The sequence below is a fragment of the Leekyejoonella antrihumi genome (genome assembly GCF_007845645.1).
In the GTDB taxonomy this organism is placed as follows: domain Bacteria; phylum Actinomycetota; class Actinomycetes; order Actinomycetales; family Dermatophilaceae; genus Leekyejoonella; species Leekyejoonella antrihumi.
Genome location: NZ_VCQV01000005.1, coordinates 67,981 through 89,785, shown reverse-complemented (window position 1 = coordinate 89,785; position 21,805 = coordinate 67,981). Strand labels below are relative to the sequence as shown.

Sequence of the window (21,805 nt, the reverse complement as noted above, 5' to 3'; positions counted from 1 at the left end):
CCGGCATCCGTCGGACGGCGTGTGCCCGGGCGCCGGGGGTGTTCCGTAGGCTGTCCCTCGTGAGTGAGCGCATCTTGGTGGCAGTGATCGGCGCAACGGGTCGGATGGGCGGCGAGGCGGCGAAGGCGGTCGAGGCTGCGGACGACCTGCAGCTGGTCGGCCGGTTCGACGACGGTGACGACCTCGGCAACCTGGGTGGTGCGCAGGTGGCCGTGGAGTTCACGGTGCCCGATGCATCGCCGGCGAACGTGGCGCACTGTGTCGCCCGGGGCGTGCACGTGGTCGTCGGCACCACCGGCTGGAGTGACGAGCGGCTCGAGACGTTGCGCACGCAGCTGCAGGAGTCGTCGGACACCGGTGTGCTGATCGCGCCGAACTTCGCGATCGGTGCGCTGCTGATGATGTCGTTCGCCCAGCAGGCCGCCAAGTTCTACGAGTCCGTGGAGATCGTCGAGACCCATCATCCGGACAAGGTGGATGCTCCTTCGGGCACCGCGGCCCGCACGGCGGACCTCATCGGGACCGCACGGGAGGACGCGGGGCTGGATCCGGTACCCGACGCCACCACGAGCGACCCCGGCGGTGCCCGCGGTGCCCGGGTGCACGGCATACCGGTGCATGCGATGCGACTGCGTGGGCGGGTGGCGCATCAGGAGGTGTCGTTCGGCGGTGTCGGCGAGGCGCTCACGATCCGGCACGACTCGTTCGATCGCGTCAGCTTCATGCCGGGCGTGCTGACCGGGGTGCGCAAGGTCGCGGCGCATCCGGGGCTCACCGTCGGGCTGGAGCACTTCCTCGGCATCGACTGAGCCCTGGATATCGGCGAAAGGTCGTCCTATTGCGAGGGATCTCACCAACTTCGCTCATCGGCGGATGCGTGAGCCCAGATGGACGTGGGCTCGCTCGACCTGGTCGATGAACGCATCCGGGTCGAGACGAAATCCCAGCAGAGATACGTGGAGCACGGTGTCGCTGCGCAAGGTCACCCCGTTCTGGTGCAAGGCGTCGTCGATGGGTGCAAGCCCCTGTGAGTGCTGCACCCGCCAGGCGTCTGGCAGGACCACCTGCCGATCGGGTTCCGGTAGTCCGCGAGCGCGGCACAGCGCGGTGAAGTCGAGCTCGCCGAGCGCGTGCGCGCCATTGACGATGTCCTGAACAAGCTGCCGGATGAGTGCTCGACGACTGCGAATGCCGACCCGGGACGGATGTCGTGGTCAGCAGGGCCAGCGGCACGATGCGCTGCTGCACCGGCATCACGAGCAGGAGGGCCGCCTGCCGGTCGGAGCGGGCCCAGGCCCGCCCCGCGCACGCCGGCGACTGCCGGGTGCACGGTGGGAATGCTGCGCTGCTGGATCTCGTCCGGCAACCGATCGTGCACATAGTGATGGATCACGCCGGGCACGTGCGGTCGATGCCGGCCGCGAGGGAGCGAGACGTGGATCTGCTCCTCGGTGAATCCTGCAGATCGTGGGCTTGAAGCGCGCCGGCACCATCGAGAGCAGCAGCGCAGCCGCTCTCCCACACGGCATACCGCCACAGCGCCCGTTGGCTCAGATCGCCGGTGTGCGTGCACAACGTGTGTATGCCGAGACGCCGCCAGCGTCCCGCGTCGACCTCGGCCGTAATCGCGCTCTCGCTGACGCCGAGCTTCATCAGCTGTGTGCGCGTGACGATGAGGTCCTGCCGCAGTGCGATCTCATGGACTGCAGCGCGCCGCTCACGCCGTTCGGTAGCAGTGGTCACGCATCGATCATGTGGTCGTGACGTGTGAAGTGCCAGATCGAATCCGCGCGCCTGTGGACACGCTGACGGCCTGCTGACCAGCGGTGGACAACGCGGGTGTTGGCGAGAAGTCATGCTCTTGCGGGGGATCTCGCCGACGCCGTTGGTGCGGGATCGAGCAAGCGGCGGCGTCAGGCGCCGGCCACCAGGATGACGTGCAGGGTCCGCGGACCGTGCACGCCCTCGACCCGACTCAGCTCGATGTCACTGGTGGCGCTCGGACCGCTGATCCAGGTCAGGGCACGATGCGCGTCGACGGAGGGTCGCAGACCCCGCACCGCGGTCGGCACGTCGGCAACGACCTGACTCTCGAGCACCACGCACACGTGCATGTCGGGCACCAGCGACAGGGCACGGCGGCCCTGGTTGCCGGAGTGGTCGAGCACGATCGTGCCGGTGTCGGCAATGCCGACGGTGGCGCCGGTCACGACCGCATCGATGGTGTCCAGCTCCGCAGTGCTGAGGCCGTCATCCACAACCACAGTGCCCGCAATCTCGGCGGTCCATCGCTCATCCAGGTCCGGCGGTATGCCGATGCGCGCTGCCTTCGCGGTCTCGACCGTCCGGGCGATGTGGCCGGGGAGCTCCTCCTGCGTGCAGCGTTCGACGACGGCGCGGTAGTCCTCCGTCATCCGTACGAAGACGTCCAGCACCTCCGCGCGATCGCGCTCTGTGGCGGGCGCACTCCGTCGGATCGGCTCGGGTGCCCCGGCAGCGGTGTGAGCGGTGCGAATCCGTTGCAGGATCTCATCACGCGCGCTGCTCATGACGGGCTCCCCTCGGCCGATGAGGCGCCGGAGTCGTCGATGTGCGTGCGAGACCACCACTGCCGGAACGTCTCTCGAGGTGGTGCGGGTGAGTCGCGCGCGTCGCTCCAGGCCGATGCCGGCCAGGGCAGTCGCCCGATCGTGGGCCGCCCCTTGAGGAGTCGTGCCGACGCCGTGACACCCTGCTGTGCCGCGACCAGCCGCTTGTGGTCTCCAAAGACCCACGAGGCTGCCTTCATCGCGGCCGCCTCGCCGGTCGGGAGCCCCCCACGCTTCTCGTCGACGACCTGCGTCCGCAGCGCGACCAGCAGCTTGGGAATGTCGATGCGCACCGGACACACCTCGAAGCAGGCGCCGCACAGGCTCGAGGCGAAGGGCAACGACTTGTCGATCGGGGTGCTCGTCCCGCGTAGCTGCGGCGTGAGCACAGCACCGATCGGACCGGGATAGACCGAACCGTAGGCGTGTCCGCCAGCGCGCTCGTAGACCGGGCACACATTCAGGCAGGCCGAGCACCGTATGCAGCGCAGTGCCTGCCGGCCGAGATCGTCCGCCAGCACGTGGGTGCGGCCATTGTCCAGCAGGATCACGTGCACGTCCTGCGGTCCGTCGCCCGGAGTCACTCCGGTCCAGGTGGAGGTGTACGGGTTCATCCGCTCTCCGGTGCTCGACCGGGGGAGCAGCTGCATGAAGGTGCCCAGGTCGTCCCAGGTTGGCAGCACCTTCTCGATGCCCACGACCGAGATGAGCGTCTCGGGCAGGGTCAGGCACATTCGTCCGTTGCCCTCGGACTCGAGGACGACCAGTGTCCCGGTGTCGGCGATCGCGAAGTTGGTCCCGGAGATCGCCACCTTGGCGCGAAGGAACTTCTCGCGCAGGTGCGCGCGTGCGGCCTCTGCAAGATCGGCGGGCTCATCCGTCAGTCCTTCTGGTGCCGCACGACCTACTCGACTCATCTCGTCGAGGAAGATCTCTCGAACTTCACTGCGGTTGCGATGGATTGCAGGCACCAGGATGTGTGAGGGTCGGTCGTGCCCGAGCTGCACGATGAGCTCGGCGAGGTCGGTCTCCCAGGCGCTGACGCCCGCTGCCTCGAGGGCCTCGTTGAGCTCGATCTCCTGGGTGGCCATCGACTTGACCTTGACGACCTCGCTGGCGCCGGTGGCCTGCACTAGGTCGACGGCGATGCGGCACGCCTCGTCGGCGTTGCGCGCCCAGTGCACGGTGGCGCCCGCGGCCGTGAGGTTGTCCTCGAGCTGCACGAGGTAGTCGGCCAGGTGGTCCAGCGCCTGGTCCTTGGTGGCCGCCCCGTCCAGCCTCAGGGCCTCCCAGTCGGAGACCTCATGGACGACCGCCGCTCGCTTAGCCCGGATCGTATGCGTTGCGTGCTGCAGGTTGCGCCGTTGCACCGTGTTGTCCAGGCCCGCTCGCGCCATCGTGGGAAACTTCGGCATACCGATGAAGGTGGACGAAGTTGCTGCCAATGGCAGGTCGTTCTGGTGAAGGTCTTGTGGGGCAACTTTCATGCGGGCTCCTCCTGGGTGGAGGCGAGGACCTCCGCGAGATGCATGGTGCGCACGCCGGCGCGCTGCCGCTCAAGCAGACCTCCGATGTGGGCCAGACACGAGTTGTCACCGGCCACAACGACTTCCGCCTCGGTGTCACGGATGTGCCGGGCCTTGTCCGACCCCATGGCCACCGAGACGTCCGCGTTCTTCATCGCGAAGGTGCCGCCGAATCCGCAGCATTCCTCGGCCTCGGGCAGGTCGACCAGGTCGATGCTGTGCACCGCGCGCAGCAGCCGGAGCGGCCGGTCGCCCACATGCAGCATGCGCAGAGAGTGGCAGGTCGGGTGGTAGGTCACCCGGTGCGGGAAGTAGGCGCCGACATCCGTGACGCCCAGCACGTCGACCAGGTACTCGGACAGCTCGTGCACGCGCGGTGTGATGGCCTCGACCTCCCGGACCAGCCCGGGGTCACCGGAGCGTTGCGCCAGGGTGAGGTGCTGCTCGCGCACGGACCCGGTGCAGGACCCGGACGGCGCGACGATGTGGTCGTAGGACCCGAAGACGTCGATAAAGGCGCGGACCAGCGGCACAGCCTCATCGGCATACCCGGTGTTGGTGAAGATCTGCCCGCAGCAGGTCTGGGCGGCGGGAAAGTCCACCTGCACGCCGAGCCGCTCCAGCAACCGGGTCGTGGCGATGGGCGTGCCGGGAAACATGGTGTCGTTGAAGCAGGTCGCGAAGAGTGCGACGGGTGGTGGTGAACTCAATGCGTACTCCGGAAGAGATGGAGATGGAGATGGCAGGTGTCTCAGAGCTTCATGGCCGCAGGGAACACGAAGTAGTAGAGGCAACCGATCAGGATCAGGTAGGCCAACATCACCAGGGTCCAGGCCATGTTGTAGCGGATGACCTGGCCCTCGCTGCGCACGAACTTCGTGGTGGCGACGCCGACGCTCGCGGTCTGTGGCGCGACCGGCTTGCCGACCTCGGCACCGATGGAGTTCAACGACGGGAACAGCAGCACTGGTGCTCCGAGTAGCTTGCCGACAGTGTACTGAAAGTGCCCGAAGACAGCATTCGAGGAGGTGTTGCTGCCGGACAGCGCGACGGCGATCCAGCCGAGGACGGGCGCAAGAATGATGAAGACGGTGCCGACCTTGGCGAACCCGTTCGCCATGGAGTTGGCCATGCCGCTGGAGTTGAAGACGTAGGCGAGACCGAAGATGAACGGACCGACCAGCAGCGCACCCCACATCTGGTGGAACGACTCGCGAAAGACCCAGCCCAGGTGGCTCATGGTCGGCCGAAGATAGGCCATGATCAGCAGCCAGGACACCAGGATTGCTGTGCCCGCGACAGCAGGGGCAAACTTCCAGGCCTCGGAGCCGACCTGTCCGGACAGGGATCCGACGAAGCTCACCTCTGGCTTGAACGGCACCCATTTCGTCAGCGGCGACCACGGGCCGGTCCACGCGATCACCACGACCACCAAGATGCCGAACGGGATCAGCGAGCGGACCACCCGGGCAGGCCCTGCGGGCCCCGCGAGGGCGTGCGGATCATCAGCGGCCGCCGACGTGCCGGTCTCGTGGTCGCGGATCTCCGCCTCGGTGAGCGGCCTGCCGCCAAAGCCCAGAATCTCCTTGGGGCGCCACACCTTCAGCAGGAGGAAGATCGCGGCGAAAGAGACGATGGCGCCCGTGATGTCGGGCAGGTAAGGCCCAACCCACTCGGCGACGGGGAACTGTCCGGCGATGTATCCCAGCGATCCGACGATCGCCAGGGGCCAGCCGGTCCTGATGCCGCGCTTGCCGCTCACGAGGTAGATGAGCAGCCATGGTGGGGCGAGCGCAAGGATGGCCACGATGCGACCGATCGACTGTGACAGAGCCATCAATGGCAAGCCGGTGACGGCGGCCAGCCCGATGATCGGCGCACCCAGTGCGCCGAAGGACACCGGCGCGTTGTTGGCGAGAGCGGCCACGCGAATCGCGGCCAGGTCGGCGACGCCGAGGGCGATCAGGATCGGTGCGACGACGGCCCATGGGTAGCCGAAGCCGACGAGTCCCTCCATGAGCGCTCCGAACGACCAGGCCATCAGTAGGGTCTGCACCCGGATGTCGGCCGTGGCCTGGCGCACCAACCATCCTTTGAAGTCGGAGAAGGCACCGGTGGCGACCAGAGTGTTGTAGATGATGACGCCCCAGAACACGATCCAGTCAACCGACCAGATGCCGGTGGCGGCGCCAAGGCCGTAGGAGGCAAACGTGTCGCCGACCGGTGCCTTCCAGATCAGGATGCCGAGAGCGATCGTCACTGCGGAGCCGATAATGACGGCGAGCCAGGCGGACATTCGTAGGACGGCGAGCAGAAAGAGCAGGACAGCGACGGGGACGAGGGCGACGAGGGTGTCACCTGCGATGGAACCGAGCGGGTCGAGGATCTGGTGGAACATCGGCGGCATCTCCACGGGGCGTGTGCGAAAGCGGTGGACACACTGGACAGGGCGTAGACCGCATCGTGAATGGTAATACCAATAGGGTGATCTGTACGCTACCAGGGGTTCGGGGCAGATGTGTGGAATGAAGGCGGCCGGATACGCTCAGGTGATGTCCAGCGAGGTGACCTCCAAGAAGGCCTGGGAGCAAGTCGTGGATTGGGTCGAGCAGCGCGTCCTCAGCGGTGAGCTGGTGGTCGGCTCCACCCTTCCTGCTGAGCGCGACCTTGCGCTGCGTGTCGGCGTCAGTCGTCCCGCCGTGCGCGAGGCGGTGCGCACACTGCAGGCTTCGGGCGTGCTGCGGTCGTCGGTCGGCGCCGGTGGCTCGGGAGGTACGACGGTCACGGGGGTGCCGCATCAGGCTCTGACCAAGTTGCTGCGAATGCACGTCGCGCTCGCCAGCTTTCCCGCCACCGACGTCACGCAGGTGCGCGTCGTGCTCGAACGGCTGTCGACCAGCCTTGCAACGCAGCGTGCGGACTCAGAGCAGCTCGCCGGGATGCGCGCCCAGGTCGAGCTGATGGACGACGACGGGCTGAGCATCGAGGAGTTCAACGGCCACGACACGCAGTTCCACGTCGCCATCGCGGAGGCCGCCGGCAATCGGCTGGCCACCGACCTGACGGTGGCCATCCGGGAATCGATGCGTGACCCGATCCTGGAGGGGCTGTATGCCCTCGACGACTGGAAGCGCGTGCGGGGGCTGCTTCGCACCGAGCACCATGCGGTCCTCTCGGCCATCGAGGGGCGCCGGGCGGATGAGGCCGCCGATCTCGTCGAGGAGCACATCCGGGCGGCCTTCGCCCGGATGTCGTGGTTGCACGACCGCTGACGGAGGTAGGTGCACCACCGGATGGGCGAGTGCGGGTTTTTTTTGTAGCCGGCCACCCGGCTGAATTACTTCATTGACCGGTGATCGGTGCGGAGCACGCTCGACACAGTCCGCAATCGGGCGTCGAGCGGAAGGGTCCGGAAGTGTTCAGCCGGCCGGCGTTGCGGCACGACAGCGAAGTGGTCTACGTACGTTTCTCTCGGTGATCGATAGAGAGTACATACGAGACGTCGATTGATGAGCATGAGAATTCGTTCGAAGATGTTGGGAGTCGTCGCTGTCGCGGGGACAATGATGTTCTCGGCGGGGCCGGCGCTTGCCGCGCCAGACCGGCGGGGAGGCGTTCCATGAGTGCACCGTCGACTCGACGGGGAGCTCCACGATCACCGTGGGCGGCAACGTCACGGCGCTGGACTCGGCCACGGTGCTGCTGAACGGGATGACGGTCGGCGGTCGGGCCCCGGGCCAGTGCGCCGCGCTGGCCCAGCCCCGGACCTGAGCTGCACATCGCCGACCATCCCGGCTTCGGCCGGGGTGGCGGGCGGAGCGCTCGCGACCCCAACTACAACGGCTGCACTGCGTCCGGCTCCTGCGGATCGCTGATCTGCGCCTGCAGCCGCACCTCGCGCGCCGTGCCGCCATGCTCGTCGATGACCCTGTCCCGCCAGGCGCCGTCCGGGTGAAGTCCGGCCTTCTCCAAGAAGGCCCGGCTGAGCTCGTCCGAGACGAGGAGCCACAGCTCGACCTGCGTGAAGTCGCCGACACGCAGCGTGTCGACAGTGGCATTGAGCAGTCGCGACCCGTGACCGAGCCGCTGATGCTCGGGGTGCACGCCCATGGCGAGAATCTCTGCGACGCCGCTCTCGTCGGTCGGCGCAAACGCGGCGAACCCGACGACCTGGTTCACCTCGGTGGCGACCATGAGTCGGTGCCAGCTCGACGGCGGAGTACGCAGTGACTGCTCCCACGCCGCCGCGAACGCGTGGGGCTCGAAGGCGGCGATGATCTCGGGAGCCAGCACATCGGCATACGCCTCACGCCAGACGGCGGCCTGGACCTCACCGACTGCCGCAACATCGGCGGTGCGGGCGGTCCGAACGCTGGCGTCACTCATCGGGCCAGTCTCGCAACCCACTGAGTGTTGTGACACTTTGGATGCAGAATTGCATCCACCTGTAATAAGCGGGCATACTGAAGTCATGTACGGCACCGACTTCGTGGACCCGAATGAGCCGCTGAACGCCGCCGAGGGGGGTGCCCTCGATGCCGTCGTGGATCAGGCAACCACGCGTGGCAAAGGCGGAGACTTCGACGAGCTGATCGCGACCGACAAGCGCATCGAGCCTCGCGACGCGATGCCGGACGACTACCGCAAGACGCTGATCCGCCAGATCGCGCAGCACGCGCACTCCGAGATCATCGGTATGCAGCCGGAAGGCAACTGGATCACGCGCGCCCCATCGCTGCGTCGCAAGGCGATCCTGATGGCCAAGGTCCAGGACGAGGCGGGCCACGGGCTCTACCTCTACTCCGCGGCCGAGACGCTGGGCGTGGACCGCGCCGAGCTGCTCGACAAGCTGCACTCCGGTCGGCAGCGGTACTCCTCGATCTTCAACTACCCGACCTTGACCTGGGCCGACGCGGGCGCGATCGGCTGGTTGGTCGACGGTGCCGCCATCATGAACCAGGTTCCGCTCTGCCGCTGCTCCTACGGCCCGTATGCGCGTGCAATGATCCGGGTCTGCAAGGAGGAGTCCTTCCACCAACGCCAGGGCTTCGACATCCTGTGGACCCTGGTGCGCGGCACCGACGGACAGCAGGCGATGGCACAAGATGCGGCCAACCGTTGGTGGTGGCCGTCGTTGATGATGTTCGGCCCACCGGACACCGGCGAAGCCGCCAAGGGCGGACACACCGAGCAGTCGATGGCCTGGGGCATCAAACGATTCAGTAACGACGAGTTGCGGCAGAAGTTCATCGACATGACTGTGCCGCAGGCGCAGAAGCTTGGTCTCACGCTGCCGGACCCGGACCTGCGGTGGAACGAGGAGCGCGGACACTGGGACTTCGGTGAGATCGACTGGGATGAGTTCAAGGCCGTCCTGCGCGGCGACGGCGCCTGCAACGACCAGCGCATCGCGCACCGCCTCGCTGCGCACAACGATGGCGCATGGGTCCGCGAGGCCGCCACGGCATATGCCGACAAGTCGTCGGCACGTGAAGAAGGAGCCGTGGCATGAGCACCAAGCAGGGTGAACGCAGCTGGCCGCTCTGGGAGGTCTTCGTCCGTGGCAAGCGCGGCCTGTCGCACGTCCACGCCGGCTCGTTGCACGCGCCCGACGCGCAGATGGCGCTGCGCAATGCGCGTGACCTCTACACCCGGCGTCAGGAGGGTGTCTCGCTCTGGGTGGTCAAGGCAGACAACATCACCGCCAGCAGCCCGGACGAGCGCGAGTCCTTCTTCGACCCGGCCGGTGACAAGGTCTATCGCCACCCGACGTTCTACGACGTCCCCGACGACGTGGAATACCTCTAACCCCACGAAGTTCTCCGCTTCGCTCCGATGCTTCGCGGGAACCCCGATCTGATGAGAGAGGTGCAGAAAGAGATGACGGAACCAACTGGGCTCCAAGTTGATTCTGTCCTGGCGCGCTACGTGCTCGGTCTTGGCGACGACGCGCTGATCTATGCGCAGCGGCTGGGGGAGTGGATCTCGCGCGCTCCGCAGATCGAGGAGGACATGGCCCTGGGCAACATCGGTCTCGACCTGCTCGGTCAGGCGCGGGCGTTGCTGACCCGCGCCGGCGAGCTGGACGGCACCGGACGCAATGAGGACCAGCTGGCCTACTTCCGGGACGAGCGAGAGTTTCGCAACGTCCACCTGGTCGAGCAGGACTGGGGCGACTTCGGCGACGAGATGGCGCGGCTCCTGTGGTTCTCGGCCTACGCGGCAGAGCTGTATGCGCGCCTGGTCGCCTCGACCGACGAAACCGTTGCAGGAGTGGCGCACAAGGCGGTCAAGGAGGTCGCCTATCACCGCGACCATGCGCGCCAGTGGGTGGTGCGGCTCGGTGACGGCACCCAGGTCTCGCATGAACGCATGCAGTCGGCGCTCGAGCGAGTCGCTCCCTTCGTTGACGAGCTTTTTGTCGAGGACCCGGCGAGCACCGCTGCGGCGCAGGCCGGTGTCGGCGTGCGACCCAGCGAACTGCGCGAGGCGGCGACGAAGTTCGTGACAGACACCGTCTCCGAGGCGACCCTGACGATGCCAGACGAGCCAAAGCGTCACGCCCGAGGCGGCCGTGACGGCATCCACTCGTCGATCATGGGATACCTGCTGGCCGAGATGCAGCACATTGCCCGCTCGCACCCGGATGCCAAGACATGGTGACCGACGTGGCCACGAAACGCGCTGTGGTGGAACGGATCAGGGCCGTTCCCGACCCAGAGATCCCTGTGCTGTCCATCGATGACCTCGGCATCGTTCGCGGGCTGGTGGTCGATGAGGCTCAACGTCGGGTGCACGTGACGATCACGCCGACCTACAGCGGATGCCCGGCGATGAAGTCGATCGAGCAGGGGATTCAGCACGCGGCACGGCAGGCCGGCTACACCGCCGAGGTGGAGACCAGGTTGACGCCCGCGTGGACCACGGACTGGATGAGCGAGAGCGGCAAGCTGGCGCTTGAGCGGTTCGGGATCGCGCCGCCCTCAACGACATCGTCCCCCAGTGGGCCGGTGGCGGTGTCGCTCGGGCGTCGCGTGGTGACCTGCCCGGTATGTGGTTCGAGCGACACCGAGGAGCTGTCCCACTTCGGTGCCACCGCGTGCAAGGCACTGCGCCGGTGCCGTTCGTGCCGTGAGCCATTCGAGGAGTTCAAGTCACTATGAGTGCAAGTCTGCTGTCGACCCCGACCAAGCGCCGTCGGCCCCAGTTCCACGAGCTCACCGTGTCGCGGGTGCAGCGCCTGACCGATCGGGCCGTGGCGGTCTCCTTTGCCGTGCCGCCGGAACTTGCCGATACGTTCGCCTACGAGCCGGGGCAGCACCTCACGCTGCGCGCCGACATCGACGGCGAGGACGTGCGACGCTCTTACTCGATCTGCCTACCGCGCTCGGAAGCGTTGGCACGACATGAAGTTCGGGTCGGCTCTTCGCAGGTGCAAGGCGGGGCGATGTCCGTCTGGCTCAACCATGAGGTCAAGGTCGGCGACCGCATCGAGGTCATGTCACCGCTCGGCGGTTTCATCTGCCCGACCGACCGGACGGCCCAGCGTCACCACGTGGCCATCGCCGCGGGGTCGGGCATCACCCCGGTGCTGTCGCTGCTGGCCACCGCACTGGAGGAGGAGCCGGCATCGCGTGCCACGCTGATCTTCGGCAACCGGCGCACCGACAGTGTGATGTTCCTCGAGGAGCTCGAGGACCTCAAGAACACCTACCCGGGGCGCTTCCACCTGATCCACGTGCTGTCCAGAGAGCCGCAGGACGTCGAGCTGTTCACCGGTCGCATCGACCGCGACAAGCTCGAGACGTTCTTCACCGCACTCGTGCCGGTCGACACCGTCGACGAGTGGTATCTGTGCGGCCCCTTCGGCATGGTCGAGACGGCTCGCGAGATGCTCGATGAGCGCGGGGTCGACGCGCACCACGTGCACCATGAGGTCTTCCATGTGGACGAGGTCGGTCAACCCGCCCCAGTCATCCTGGACGGGCCCGGCGCGCCTGCCGAGGCCGTTGTCACCGTCAACCTGGATGGCCGCACCACACGCGTCGAGATGCCGAGCAAGCAGGAGACCATTCTGGCGGCCACCCTCCGGGAGCGCCCGGACGCACCCTTCAGCTGCACCGGCGGTGTCTGCGGCACCTGTCGAGCACGCGTGGTCACCGGAGAGGTCCGCATGGACCGCAACTACGCCCTGGAGCCGGAGGAGGTCGCGGCCGGCATCGTGCTGGCGTGCCAGTCGCATCCAGTCACCGATGAGGTCACGCTCGACTACGACGCCTGAGCCAAGCCACGAAGGTCTCCGCCGGCGAGCCTGCTCCGGCTCTTCGCCGGAGACCCGAGGGTTGCGATCCACGCCGGGCACAGTCCGCATACGATGACTGATCATCGAGACGTCACCGTTTCCGCCCAGCTCAGAGCGAGGGCTTCGCATCAGCCCAGCCCATTTGTCGAACGGTCGTCACCGACGACGGCTCGACGGCCTCGGAGCGGATGGGGAGCATCGGCGGCCGACATTCCGCCGGGGGTGGGCTATGCGGAACGCCGGCCACCGGCCCGGGTCACCGGCCGATCCATTGTCGGAGCATCTCTCACCAAGATCTGAACGACCGACTCTAATAGTCTGAGACTATGCGGGAGATGACGGCCTCGGAGGCATCGCGGAGCTTTTCGGCAGTGCTCGACTCGGCGGAGCGCGGCGAGACCATTGTGGTTACCCGTGCCGGTCGACGCGTAGCGACGATCGCCCCCGCACCGCGAGCCAACGGGGCCGCGCTTCGAGCCGTATTCGAGCGCTGGCACAGCAACCCCGCCCTGGACGACACCCTGGCCGTCCGCGTAGCTGCCGCACCCGAGGCTGCCTCGGAGGAGCTGGACGCCAACCCGTGGGCAGGCTGATCCTCGACACCGGTGTAATCATCACCGGCGTGCGAGGAAACCTCGACGTCGCCGCGCTGGGCGACAGCCACGATGTGGCCATACCAGCGGTTGCCGTGGCTGAGTACCTCGCAGGAACTGACCCCGACCCCGGCCGCTCGTCGGCTCAGCGTGCGTTCCTCGACGAGGTCCTACAGATCCTTCCCGTCCACGAGTATGACCGGGATGTCGCCGAACACCACGCCGCGCTCTTGGCCTATGTGCAACGCACCGGCAGCAGCGGGTGCGGCGCGCACGACCTGATCATCGCCGCTACCGCCCGTGCCGCCGACCAAATCGTCTTGACCACCGACAAACGGGCCCGCTTCGGAAAGCTACCCGACCACTGTCCCTTGCCTGCACCTGATCGCCGAATTTACCCCTGGCACGGGCAGCCTGGCCGACGGCGCGCTGAACACGGGCGCTGCCGGCGTCGAGTTCCTCCCGAGTCATCGTGGCGTCTCCGGATACGTGGGCCCGCGTCCATTGCCCGGTCATGGTGCGCATCATTACGTGTTCCACCTGTTGCCCTCGATACACGACTCCATCTCGCCGCGATCGATGGCAGAGCCAACCTCCCGGCCACCCTCGCCGGCCATGTACTCGCTTCCGCCAACCCCCATCGGCACGCGGACCTCCTGAGAACGACAACCCGCCAACGAAGGAGATCCTCTTGTGGCGCTGGAACTGCCCCTCATCGATCCTGGACGCTCAACCGTCGAGATCGCAGTTCTTTGCCTTAAAACTGGGTGGAAGGGCGGGGAATTGCGATCTCGTTGACCGGTAGAGCCCAAAATTGCAGCCCTGTGCGTGACGACTTCCAATACGGACGGCCGGTGATCGGCCGATCAGGGAGACGACCGCATCCTGCGAATCACTTTCGGGCAGCGAAGTGTTCAGACGAACGTGGTGGGAGCGTCCGGTGCCTCGAACGCCTGGGGCACCAGATCCCGGTGCAACGGGACGATCGGCAGGCCCGCGGCCTCGTCCTTGGTGACCCAGCGGACCTCGGTCACCTCGTCGGAGAGCCCGGCTGTGCCGTCGCGCACCTGCGCGCGGAAGCAGACCCCGAAGATCTGCCTCCTGCGCCCGTCCGCGTAGACGACGACCTGGCCGGGGTTGGTGTAGACACCGAGCACACTCGTCACCTCGATGTCGAGGCCGGTCTCCTCGCGCACCTCCCGCACGGCGGCCTCGGCCCAGCTCTCACCGGCGTCGACACCACCACCGGGCAGGCACCAGAGACCGTTGTCCTCCCGACGGGTCAGGAGCAGCAGATTGTCGCGCCGCACTGCGGCGATGGCGCCGAGCTTCAGCGTGGCCCCGCGGGCGATCCGAGGTCCGAGCTCCACCTGAGTGCGCGGACGAGCTCGCTCCCAGCCGACGACCTGCCAGCCGTCATGTGCTTCCCGGCTCGTCTCCCGCCAGGTGGTGGATTTCGCGAACGGCCAGTCGGGGAAGGTTGTGTCGCCTTTGGCGTCGAGCGGGATCTCCGATATCAGAAGTCGGTCGGCGTAGGGCAGGAACAGCCGGTAGATCTCGGCGCCGCCGGTGACGTAGACGTCGTCGTCGCCGACCAGGTGCAGCGCCTCGTCGAGGCAGTGTGCGACCTCGACGTCCCCGCTGGACCAGCCCGGGTCGCGGGTGAGCACGATGCTGCGACGCCCCGGCAGTGCACCCATCGACTCGAAAGTCTTGCGGCCCATGATCATCGGGTGACCCATCGTCGCGGCCTTGAATCCCTTCTGCTCACCTGGTACGCGCCAGGGCATCATGCCGTCGCGTCCGATGACTCCGTTTCGGGCGACCGCCGCGATCAGGGTGATGGTCATGCTGGGGCACCCGCAAAGCATCGGAGCGAGCTTGCGAGCGTAGAACTTTGTGGGGTGGCGTTCATTGCGTCCTCTCAGACGGCGATGGGTGCCTTGATCGACGGATCGGCGACGTAGTTCTCGAGCGTGATGTCATCGAGGTCGAACCCGTCGATCTGCCGGATCTGTGGGTTAAGTCGCAGGGTGGGCAGCGCCTTCGGGGTGCGGGTCAGCTGCTCATGTGCCTGATCCAGGTGGTTCAGGTAGAGATGTGCATCGCCGAGGGTGTGCACGAACTCGCCCGGGGCCAGACCGGTGACCTGCGCGACCATCGAGGTGAGCAGGGCATACGAGGCGATGTTGAACGGTACGCCGAGGAAGATGTCGGCGGACCGCTGGTAGAGCTGACAGGAGAGCCGGCGCGTCCCTTGCTCGTCCGCGGGCGTCACATAGAACTGGAACATCGTGTGGCACGGAGGCAGCGCCATGTCGTCGACATCGGCGACATTCCACGCCGAGACGATGTGCCGCCGGGAGTCGGGATTCTGCGCAAGCGCGGTGATCACCTTCGCCAGCTGATCGACGGCACGACCGTCCGGGGTCGGCCACGACCGCCACTGGTGGCCGTAGATCGGCCCGAGGTCGCCGTGCTCGTCGGCCCATTCATCCCAGATGCTGATGCGCCGGTCATGCAGCCACTGCACGTTGGTGTCGCCGCGCAGGAACCACAAGAGCTCACCGAAGATGGACCGCAGGTGCAGCTTCTTGGTGGTCAGCACCGGAAAGCCGTCGGCCAGGTCGAACCGCATCTGGTGGCCAAAGACCGACAGAGTGCCCGTGCCGGTGCGGTCGTCCTTACGGCCTCCCTCATCGATCACGCGCCGCAGCAGATCGAGGTATTGCTCCATGGCAGTGAAGGTATCAGCGGCCCGGGACAGTCGTTCGCACCGGCAATCCGGACAACCGTCCATGTTGTGACCTAGATCACATGTTGAATCTGTAACGACCTTTTACGGTGGTGCGATGTAGCCAGTGATCGCGTCGCCACCCGGACCCCCGAGCGGGTGGCGACGCGATTCTCATGCGGCCTGCCGATAACCTGGATCCATGACGACAAACCCGTTCGGTCGAATGGTCACGGCCATGGTGACACCGATGCATGAGGACGGCTCGCTCGACTTCGACGGCCTGCAGAAGCTTGCGACCCACCTTGCGGACAACGGCCACGACGGGCTCGTCGTCAACGGCACGACCGGTGAGTCGGCCACGACGACCGATCAGGAGAACTTCGACACCGTGCGAGCCGTTGTCGAGGCCGTCGGTGACCGGGTCAAGGTCACGGCCGGCGTCGGGACCAACGACACCGCGCACTCGGTCTTTGCGGCGTCCGAGATGGTCAAGGTGGGCGCCACCGGCGTGCTCATCGTGACGCCGTACTACAACAAGCCGACGCAGGACGGCATCGTCGAGCACTTCAGGCGGGTCAGCGCCGCCACCGGACTACCGGCGATGGCCTATGACATCCCGGGGCGCACCGGCACGGCATTGGCGAGCGACACCATTCGCCGGCTCGCCGAGATCCCGGAGGTGAAGGCGGTCAAGGACGCCAAGGGAGACGTCTTCGCCGCCGCCGAGCTGATGGCAGAGACCGGCTTGTTGTGGTACTCCGGCGACGACCCGATGAACCTTGCGTGGCTGGCCCACGGCGCCGTCGGTGTTGTCAGTGTGGTCGGTCACGTGGCCGGCCCGCAGTACGCGCAAATGATCGACGCCGTGGACAGCGGCGACCTCGGACGTGCCAGGGAGATCTACACGAAGTTGATCCCTCTGGTGGACGTCCTCATGCACACCAGTCAGGGAGCAATCATGGCGAAGGCCGCGATGAAGGAGCTCGGAGTCATCGGCTCCGACTTCATCCGGCTGCCGTTGCTGCCTGCATCCGACGAGCACCGTGCCAAGCTGCGCACCGCGCTGAACCAATCAGGAGTGATGTGAGTCATCCCCATCCCGAACTTGCAACCCCACCGGCCCTGCCCAAGGGCGGCGTACGTGTCGTAGCCCTCGGTGGGCTCGGCGAGGTCGGACGCAACATGACTGTCATCGAGTATGACGGTCGCCTGCTCATCGTCGACTGCGGCGTCCTCTTCCCCGAGGACCATCCCGGCGTCGACCTGATCCTGCCCGACTTCGAGTACATCGCCGACCGTCTCGACGACGTCGAGGCGATCGTGCTCACCCACGGACACGAGGACCACATCGGCGCCGTGCCCTACCTGCTGCGTCTCAAGCCCGACCTTCCGCTGGTCGGTTCGACCCTGACGCTTGCGCTGATCGAGGCCAAGCTCAAGGAGCACCGGATCACGCCGTACACCCTTGGGGTGAAGGAGGGTGGCAGGGAGGTGCTTGGTGCCTTCGACTGCGAGTTCGTGGCGGTCAACCACTCGATTCCCGATGCGCTCGCGGTCTTCATTCGTACCCCCGGCGGCACCCTCCTGCACACCGGCGACTTCAAGATGGACCAGTTGCCGCTGGACGGTCGCATCACCGACCTGCGCGCGTTCGGACGGCTCGGTGAAGAGGGCGTCGACCTCTTCCTCACCGACTCGACCAACGCCGAGGTGCCCGGGTTCACCACACCCGAGCGCGATATCGCCCCCGCGATCGAGCGCGTGTTTGCGAAGGCCGAGCGGCGGATCATCGTCGCCTGCTTCTCCTCCCACGTGCACCGGGTGCAGCAGGTGCTCGACGCCGCCGAGGCCAATGGTCGGAAGGTGGCGATGGTCGGCCGCTCCATGGTGCGCAACATGGGGATTGCCGCCGACCTGGGCTACCTGCACGTGCCGGACGGCGTCCTGGTCGACGTCAAGAAGCTCGGCGACCTGGAGGACAACAAGGTTGTGCTGGTCTGCACCGGCTCCCAGGGTGAGCCGATGGCGGCCCTGTCCCGGATGGCCAACCGCGACCACCGCATCGATGTGGGTGAGGGCGACACGGTGCTCATGGCCTCGTCCCTCATTCCCGGCAACGAGAACGCCGTCTACCGCGTCATCAACGGGCTCATGCACCTGGGCGCGAAGGTGGTGCACAAGGGCAACGCGATGGTGCACGTCTCCGGTCACGCCAGCGCCGGTGAGCTGCTCTACTGCTACAACATCGTCAAACCCCGCAACGTCATGCCGGTGCACGGCGAGTGGCGGCACCTCATTGCCAATGCCGACCTGGCCGTGGCCACCGGTGTGCCTCGTGAACGGGTGGTCCTGGCCGAGGACGGAGTCGTGGTCGATCTGATCGACGGGAAGGCAGCAATCACCGGCGCCGTGCCGTGCGGCTACGTCTATGTCGACGGTTCGCTGGTAGGCACCACCGACGAGACCATGCTGAAGGACCGGCGGATCCTGCGTGACGAGGGCTTCGTGACGATCATCGTCGTGCGCGACGCGGACACCGGCAAGATCGCCGCCGGACCCGAGATTCAGACTCGCGGGTTCGCCGAGGACGAGGCCATCTTCGACAAGGTCGTTCCCAAGATCGAGTCGGCTCTCGAGGAGGCTCGGGCCAAGGGCATCAACGACACCTACCAGCTGCAGCAGGTGATCCGTCGAGCGGTCGGCGGCTTCATGGGCGGCAAGCTGCGGCGTCGGCCGATGATCATCCCCATCGTCATCGACGCCTAGGTCAGTCTTCGCTCGCCCCTCGCTCAGGCCAGGTAGGCCAGCCCAAGGGCGGACAGCGCCACCAGCCAGCTGACGAAGCTGCCGACCAAGAAGTATTCGGTGACCTCGTCGATGCCGACACCGCTCACCTGCTGGGTCGCCGAGCGACGTGCGCTGAGCTCGGGAAAGCGGATCAGGCCCTTCGCAGCGATGACCAGTGCGGCGGCGGTGATCGCGCCGGTCAGGCCAAGTCCGAGGATGAAGACACGTTCCATCGGGCCGAGCAGCCGGCCACCCCGCAGCCGATCCGACGGCTGCGGCTGGCCGGCCGGCTTGATCGCTCCGACAACGGCCAGCACCAGGCGAACCAGCTCGTTGCCGGTGCCGAGCTGGACGAGGAAGAGCCCGACGACCAGCAGGAAACGGTCTGCGGACAGGCCTTGCAGATGAGCAAGGTCGCTGCTCTCGAGCCATTGCCGGAGCACTCCTTCCGCCCGGCTGGTCGCACCGGCGCAGGCCAGGACGACGAGCAGCCCGGCCCCGAGCGAGGCAACCGCTGCTCGTTCGCCGTGGCCGGTGCGGATCGCGCGGCCGCTGAGCATGATCCACGCCACCGTGGTCGCGGCGGTGAGAGCCAGCAGCAGGATGTCCGCCCAGGTGTGCAGATCGGCGAGGACGGCGAGAAGCACGATGGTGGCGACGGCGACTGCATACGCCACCGCCGGCCGGCCGAGGTCACGGCTGCGGGCAAGGTCGCCGAGCCCGAGCGACACCAGCAGGATCGCCACAACGCTCATCGCACCGACCGCAGCGCCTCGCAGGCCGTCAGGATCACCTCGAGGCCGTCGCGCACGGCACGCTGCGAGACGGCTGACGCGCTGATGCCCTCGCGCTGGGCGAGCTCGGCGCGGGTCGTGCCGTCCATCAGGCCCGCCAGGATGCGTAGGGATCGTTCATCCAACAATCCAAGCAGGTGGTCCCGACACACCAGGGCAGCATTGATCGGCTCCGGCGCCGGGCCGCCGGCGACTGCCCGCCGGTACACCGTGCGGACGGCCCGCAGTCCGGGGCGCTCCTCGTTGGCCTGGGCCGACTCGATGGCGTCACGGGCCGACCACCACGCCGGACCGTCCTGGGTGTTCCTCGCGGAGTCGAGCATGGTCACCGGACCCCAACCGAGGCCGAAGCGCATGTCGATCCGGCTGGGCAGCAGGTGGACTCGCAACCAGAGCGCCGTGTGCAGAGCGTCGCCGAGTGCGTCATAGGTGCCCTGGAACTCGTCCCCGGCGGTGATGGCCAGGGGAGTGGCGGGTGGCACGAGGTCGGATGCGCCCTGGAGGGCAGCGGTCACCTCGCGATGTAGCGCGTGCCGATCGGGCGCCGTCCGGGAGCCGACCAGGTCGCCGATGAGCGTGGCGCAGCAAGGGGAGGTCTTCGGATGCGACATAGTGAAGATAATACCTTCAGTGTCATCAGAATGAAGGGTATTGCTTCACTCGACTGCTACCAGGGTCGCGGCTCGGACAGATCGCGCGGATCGCCAACGGCGGACCATCCCACGCCGTCCGTGTGCGCGTAGTCGAGCCACGGGCCGTCCTCGACCAGCGTCCGGACGCCGTCGACCAGACGGTCGACATGATGGGTCTGCGTGGACAGCCCGATGCTTGCCCGGATCGCGCCGCGCCCCTCACCGATCACCGCGTCACACAGCAGGTGGGCGCAGAACCGACCATCCCGGACGGCGATCCCGTGCTCGTCCGACAGCACCTGTGACACGAGGGAGGTGTCGTAGCCGTCGACGGTGAACGTCACTACGCCGACGTTGGGCCGGTCGGCGCCGAGCGCATGCACCAGCTGCACGCCCGGGATTCGACCGAGTCCGCGGCGCAGGCGTGCGTGCAGGGCAGCCTCGTGCGCCTCGATGGACCTCCCATGGCCGGCGAGGGTGGCGCACGCACTGGCCAGGGCGATGGCGCCCACCGCATTCGGCGTGCCGCCCTCGTGACGTGCCGGCCCGACCTGCCAGTGGGTATGCCGAGCGGTCACCGCCGCGGTGGCCCCGCCGGCGGGCAGGTAGGGGCTCGCCGCGTCGAGCCAGTCGCGGCGGCCGACGAGGGCGCCCGCGCCATACGGTGCGTAGGCCTTGTGGCCGGAGAAGGCGATCCAGTCCGCGCCGAGATCATCAAGGTCAACGTGACGGTGAGGGACCAGCTGGGCGCCATCCACGACCACTCGGGCGCCGAGATCATGCGCGACCGTGGCCAGTTCGCGAATCGGCCAGATCTCGCCGGTCACGTTGCAGGCTCCCGTCAGGACGACCAGCCGATGGGTGGCGGGGCTGGCCTCCAGTGCGTCGCGCAGCAACCGGGCCGCGTCGACGGCGCTCTTCGGCACGGGAAGACGCACCGTGTCACGATCGGGCCAGGCCAGCAGGGCCGCGTGGTGGGCCGACGCCCAGGTGAAGACGAGCGTGTCGGCCGGCAGGCAGTGCGCCAGCAGGGCGAGGGAGTCCGTGGTGTTGCGCGTGAAGATGACCTCGTCGTCGGCGCGGGCGCCGACGAAGCGCCCGACCTCGTCGCGGGCCTGCTCGAACCAGCCCGTGGTGAGGCGACTGGCATACCCGGCACCGCGGTGCACGGAGCCGTATGTGGACTGGATCCGCCGCACGGTTTCGTGCACGGTCCGCAGCGCCGGGGTCGTGGCGGCGTGATCGAAGTTGGCTGCATCGACCACCGTGCGGTGAACAGTCGGCACCCCGAGGTCGTCAGCTTCGGTCTGGGGGAGGCCCTGGACGACGAAGGGTGCGGCTTGGCGCGTCTCGGACAGGATGGTCAGCCGTGGCTGCGAGCCGGCCGGCTCGCGGTCGTGGCAGGAGAGGGATGTCAGGGTGGGTGCGGTGCTCATCGCTTCCTCGTCGGGTCATGGACCAGACGCCGAAAGGTGACATGGTCCGCGCTTGCCGCAGCATCTGGCTGACGATGCGGCCCGGTCGTCACCTGGAGCACCCCACCGCGGTTGGAGGGTTGCCGCTCAGCTAGCCAGGGCTTGACGCTGAGACTCTTGACCTGGTGCCGACCATAGCCGCAGGGATCTCCCGTGTCCACCTGTTGGATGGTGCGTCTTGCCCTGCGAGACGCACCATCGGCAACGGGGGAATGCCCGACAATGCGTCGGCGTGTGACGGGTGAGGTTGCTGGGAATCTCCCGTAACCTGCATAGGTGGCAACCCGTCAGTCATCCTCCACGTCGAGCGCCCGCGCAACCCGCAGCACGAGCGGCGCGGGCGCTCGATCGCGGCCCGTCTCCGGTCGGTC

Annotated in this window: 24 protein-coding genes, 1 pseudogene and 1 riboswitch; of the genes and pseudogenes, 13 read left to right on the top strand and 12 right to left on the bottom strand. The window is 67.2% G+C overall.

The genetic code is table 11. The features are described 5' to 3' along the window. Positions 1–59: 59 nt before the first annotated feature. Positions 60–809: a 4-hydroxy-tetrahydrodipicolinate reductase gene (dapB, locus tag FGL98_RS05355; protein ID WP_146315704.1), complete on the top strand. Its 750-nt coding sequence runs from the start codon at positions 60–62 to the stop codon at positions 807–809. A gap of 54 nt (positions 810–863) precedes the next feature. Here the strand turns inward: dapB and FGL98_RS05350 are convergent, their stop codons facing one another. The 6 genes from FGL98_RS05350 to FGL98_RS05325 all read right to left on the bottom strand — a co-directional run bounded on the left by FGL98_RS05350 (position 864) and on the right by FGL98_RS05325 (position 6,512). Next, the gene (locus FGL98_RS05350) at positions 864–1,064 is read right to left on the bottom strand and encodes a hypothetical protein (protein WP_146315703.1); all 201 of its coding nucleotides are present in this window, start codon (positions 1,062–1,064) and stop codon (positions 864–866) included. Positions 1,065–1,389: 325 nt separating this feature from the next. Then, complete coding sequence (locus tag FGL98_RS05345; protein ID WP_146315702.1) at positions 1,390–1,743, bottom strand: hypothetical protein; 354 nt, start codon at positions 1,741–1,743, stop codon at positions 1,390–1,392. 170 nt (positions 1,744–1,913) lie between these two features. Next, positions 1,914–2,549 carry a LutC/YkgG family protein gene (locus FGL98_RS05340; RefSeq protein ID WP_146315701.1) on the bottom strand — a complete coding sequence of 212 codons (636 nt, stop codon included), beginning with the start codon at positions 2,547–2,549 and terminating at the stop codon, positions 1,914–1,916. Further along, positions 2,546–4,075, bottom strand: coding sequence for a lactate utilization protein B (locus FGL98_RS05335; protein ID WP_222432026.1), 1,530 nt, complete (start codon positions 4,073–4,075; stop codon positions 2,546–2,548). Before FGL98_RS05335 ends, FGL98_RS05340 begins: the two co-directional genes overlap by 4 nt. Beyond that, complete coding sequence (locus FGL98_RS05330; protein ID WP_146315787.1) at positions 4,072–4,773, bottom strand: (Fe-S)-binding protein; 702 nt, start codon at positions 4,771–4,773, stop codon at positions 4,072–4,074. Before FGL98_RS05330 ends, FGL98_RS05335 begins: the two co-directional genes overlap by 4 nt. Positions 4,774–4,865: 92 nt before the next feature. Further along, positions 4,866–6,512, bottom strand: coding sequence for an L-lactate permease (locus tag FGL98_RS05325; RefSeq protein ID WP_146315700.1), 1,647 nt, complete (start codon positions 6,510–6,512; stop codon positions 4,866–4,868). A gap of 154 nt (positions 6,513–6,666) precedes the next feature. Between FGL98_RS05325 and FGL98_RS05320 the strand changes: the two genes are divergently transcribed. Beyond that, positions 6,667–7,386 (top strand): FadR/GntR family transcriptional regulator, encoded by a 720-nt coding sequence (locus FGL98_RS05320; protein ID WP_246136383.1) that lies wholly within the window; start codon positions 6,667–6,669, stop codon positions 7,384–7,386. Positions 7,387–7,702: 316 nt separating this feature from the next. Continuing rightward, positions 7,703–7,885 (top strand): hypothetical protein, encoded by a 183-nt coding sequence (locus FGL98_RS05315; protein WP_146315699.1) that lies wholly within the window; start codon positions 7,703–7,705, stop codon positions 7,883–7,885. A 63-nt stretch (positions 7,886–7,948) separates the two neighbouring features. Here the strand turns inward: FGL98_RS05315 and FGL98_RS05310 are convergent, their stop codons facing one another. Then, complete coding sequence (locus tag FGL98_RS05310) at positions 7,949–8,500, bottom strand: GNAT family N-acetyltransferase (protein ID WP_246136382.1); 552 nt, start codon at positions 8,498–8,500, stop codon at positions 7,949–7,951. 85 nt (positions 8,501–8,585) lie between these two features. Between FGL98_RS05310 and paaA the strand changes: the two genes are divergently transcribed. The 8 genes and pseudogenes from paaA to FGL98_RS27045 all read left to right on the top strand — a co-directional run bounded on the left by paaA (position 8,586) and on the right by FGL98_RS27045 (position 13,669). Then, on the top strand, positions 8,586–9,626 hold the full coding sequence (gene paaA, locus FGL98_RS05305) for a 1,2-phenylacetyl-CoA epoxidase subunit PaaA (RefSeq protein ID WP_146315697.1): 1,041 nt from the start codon (positions 8,586–8,588) through the stop codon (positions 9,624–9,626). Beyond that, complete coding sequence (gene paaB, locus FGL98_RS05300) at positions 9,623–9,922, top strand: 1,2-phenylacetyl-CoA epoxidase subunit PaaB (protein ID WP_146315696.1); 300 nt, start codon at positions 9,623–9,625, stop codon at positions 9,920–9,922. Before paaA ends, paaB begins: the two co-directional genes overlap by 4 nt. A gap of 72 nt (positions 9,923–9,994) precedes the next feature. Beyond that, entirely contained in the window at positions 9,995–10,777 is a 783-nt protein-coding gene (gene paaC / locus FGL98_RS05295) for a 1,2-phenylacetyl-CoA epoxidase subunit PaaC (protein ID WP_246136381.1), read from the top strand. 5 nt (positions 10,778–10,782) lie between these two features. Then, the gene (gene paaD, locus FGL98_RS05290; protein WP_342779947.1) at positions 10,783–11,277 is read left to right on the top strand and encodes a 1,2-phenylacetyl-CoA epoxidase subunit PaaD; all 495 of its coding nucleotides are present in this window, start codon (positions 10,783–10,785) and stop codon (positions 11,275–11,277) included. Next, the gene (gene paaE / locus FGL98_RS05285; RefSeq protein ID WP_146315693.1) at positions 11,274–12,395 is read left to right on the top strand and encodes a 1,2-phenylacetyl-CoA epoxidase subunit PaaE; all 1,122 of its coding nucleotides are present in this window, start codon (positions 11,274–11,276) and stop codon (positions 12,393–12,395) included. The genes paaD and paaE overlap by 4 nt, the downstream gene beginning before the upstream one ends. 347 nt (positions 12,396–12,742) lie before the next feature. Then, positions 12,743–13,009: a type II toxin-antitoxin system Phd/YefM family antitoxin gene (locus FGL98_RS05280; protein WP_146315692.1), complete on the top strand. Its 267-nt coding sequence runs from the start codon at positions 12,743–12,745 to the stop codon at positions 13,007–13,009. Continuing rightward, positions 12,997–13,290, top strand: a pseudogene (locus FGL98_RS27050) (PIN domain-containing protein); the annotation flags it as partial. The gene FGL98_RS05280 and the pseudogene FGL98_RS27050, both read left to right, overlap by 13 nt. A 94-nt stretch (positions 13,291–13,384) precedes the next feature. Then, on the top strand, positions 13,385–13,669 hold the full coding sequence (locus tag FGL98_RS27045) for a hypothetical protein (protein ID WP_146315785.1): 285 nt from the start codon (positions 13,385–13,387) through the stop codon (positions 13,667–13,669). 254 nt (positions 13,670–13,923) lie between these two features. Here FGL98_RS27045 and FGL98_RS25765 read toward each other — a convergent pair whose 3' ends face one another. Beyond that, complete coding sequence (locus FGL98_RS25765) at positions 13,924–14,859, bottom strand: dihydrofolate reductase (RefSeq protein WP_222432024.1); 936 nt, start codon at positions 14,857–14,859, stop codon at positions 13,924–13,926. Positions 14,860–14,933: 74 nt separating this feature from the next. Continuing rightward, complete coding sequence (locus FGL98_RS05255) at positions 14,934–15,746, bottom strand: thymidylate synthase (RefSeq protein ID WP_146315691.1); 813 nt, start codon at positions 15,744–15,746, stop codon at positions 14,934–14,936. A 199-nt stretch (positions 15,747–15,945) separates the two neighbouring features. Between FGL98_RS05255 and dapA the strand changes: the two genes are divergently transcribed. Beyond that, complete coding sequence (dapA, locus tag FGL98_RS05250; protein WP_146315690.1) at positions 15,946–16,833, top strand: 4-hydroxy-tetrahydrodipicolinate synthase; 888 nt, start codon at positions 15,946–15,948, stop codon at positions 16,831–16,833. Continuing rightward, positions 16,830–18,512, top strand: coding sequence for a ribonuclease J (locus tag FGL98_RS05245; RefSeq protein ID WP_146315689.1), 1,683 nt, complete (start codon positions 16,830–16,832; stop codon positions 18,510–18,512). Before dapA ends, FGL98_RS05245 begins: the two co-directional genes overlap by 4 nt. Before the next feature lie 23 nt (positions 18,513–18,535). Here FGL98_RS05245 and FGL98_RS05240 read toward each other — a convergent pair whose 3' ends face one another. The 3 genes from FGL98_RS05240 to FGL98_RS05230 are packed head-to-tail and all read right to left on the bottom strand — an operon-like array spanning position 18,536 to position 21,395. Beyond that, positions 18,536–19,288 (bottom strand): hypothetical protein, encoded by a 753-nt coding sequence (locus FGL98_RS05240; RefSeq protein ID WP_146315688.1) that lies wholly within the window; start codon positions 19,286–19,288, stop codon positions 18,536–18,538. Further along, positions 19,285–19,938 (bottom strand): SatD family protein, encoded by a 654-nt coding sequence (locus FGL98_RS05235; RefSeq protein WP_146315687.1) that lies wholly within the window; start codon positions 19,936–19,938, stop codon positions 19,285–19,287. Before FGL98_RS05235 ends, FGL98_RS05240 begins: the two co-directional genes overlap by 4 nt. Positions 19,939–19,994: 56 nt before the next feature. Beyond that, positions 19,995–21,395, bottom strand: a complete 1,401-nt coding sequence (locus tag FGL98_RS05230) for an aminotransferase class V-fold PLP-dependent enzyme (protein ID WP_146315686.1) — start codon at positions 21,393–21,395, stop codon at positions 19,995–19,997. A 43-nt stretch (positions 21,396–21,438) separates the two neighbouring features. Beyond that, positions 21,439–21,557: riboswitch (SAM riboswitch) on the bottom strand. Positions 21,558–21,805 lie beyond the last annotated feature (248 nt).

Excerpts from the sequence above, each read along its gene's own strand:
- FGL98_RS05340 (WP_146315701.1), bottom strand. The coding sequence starts at position 2,549 with ATGAGCAGCGCGCGTGATGAGATCCTGCAACGGATTCGCACCGCTCAC.
- FGL98_RS05335 (WP_222432026.1), bottom strand. The coding sequence starts at position 4,075 with ATGAAAGTTGCCCCACAAGACCTTCACCAGAACGACCTGCCATTGGCA.
- FGL98_RS05330 (WP_146315787.1), bottom strand. The coding sequence starts at position 4,773 with ATGTTTCCCGGCACGCCCATCGCCACGACCCGGTTGCTGGAGCGGCTC.
- FGL98_RS05325 (WP_146315700.1), bottom strand. The coding sequence starts at position 6,512 with ATGTTCCACCAGATCCTCGACCCGCTCGGTTCCATCGCAGGTGACACC.
- FGL98_RS05320 (WP_246136383.1), top strand. The coding sequence starts at position 6,667 with ATGTCCAGCGAGGTGACCTCCAAGAAGGCCTGGGAGCAAGTCGTGGAT.
- FGL98_RS05310 (WP_246136382.1), bottom strand. The coding sequence starts at position 8,500 with ATGAGTGACGCCAGCGTTCGGACCGCCCGCACCGCCGATGTTGCGGCA.
- paaA (WP_146315697.1), top strand. The coding sequence starts at position 8,586 with ATGTACGGCACCGACTTCGTGGACCCGAATGAGCCGCTGAACGCCGCC.
- paaB (WP_146315696.1), top strand. The coding sequence starts at position 9,623 with ATGAGCACCAAGCAGGGTGAACGCAGCTGGCCGCTCTGGGAGGTCTTC.
- paaC (WP_246136381.1), top strand. The coding sequence starts at position 9,995 with ATGACGGAACCAACTGGGCTCCAAGTTGATTCTGTCCTGGCGCGCTAC.
- paaE (WP_146315693.1), top strand. The coding sequence starts at position 11,274 with ATGAGTGCAAGTCTGCTGTCGACCCCGACCAAGCGCCGTCGGCCCCAG.
- FGL98_RS05280 (WP_146315692.1), top strand. The coding sequence starts at position 12,743 with ATGCGGGAGATGACGGCCTCGGAGGCATCGCGGAGCTTTTCGGCAGTG.
- FGL98_RS25765 (WP_222432024.1), bottom strand. The coding sequence starts at position 14,859 with ATGACCATCACCCTGATCGCGGCGGTCGCCCGAAACGGAGTCATCGGA.
- FGL98_RS05255 (WP_146315691.1), bottom strand. The coding sequence starts at position 15,746 with ATGGAGCAATACCTCGATCTGCTGCGGCGCGTGATCGATGAGGGAGGC.
- dapA (WP_146315690.1), top strand. The coding sequence starts at position 15,946 with ATGACGACAAACCCGTTCGGTCGAATGGTCACGGCCATGGTGACACCG.
- FGL98_RS05240 (WP_146315688.1), bottom strand. The coding sequence starts at position 19,288 with ATGAGCGTTGTGGCGATCCTGCTGGTGTCGCTCGGGCTCGGCGACCTT.
- FGL98_RS05235 (WP_146315687.1), bottom strand. The coding sequence starts at position 19,938 with ATGTCGCATCCGAAGACCTCCCCTTGCTGCGCCACGCTCATCGGCGAC.
- FGL98_RS05230 (WP_146315686.1), bottom strand. The coding sequence starts at position 21,395 with ATGAGCACCGCACCCACCCTGACATCCCTCTCCTGCCACGACCGCGAG.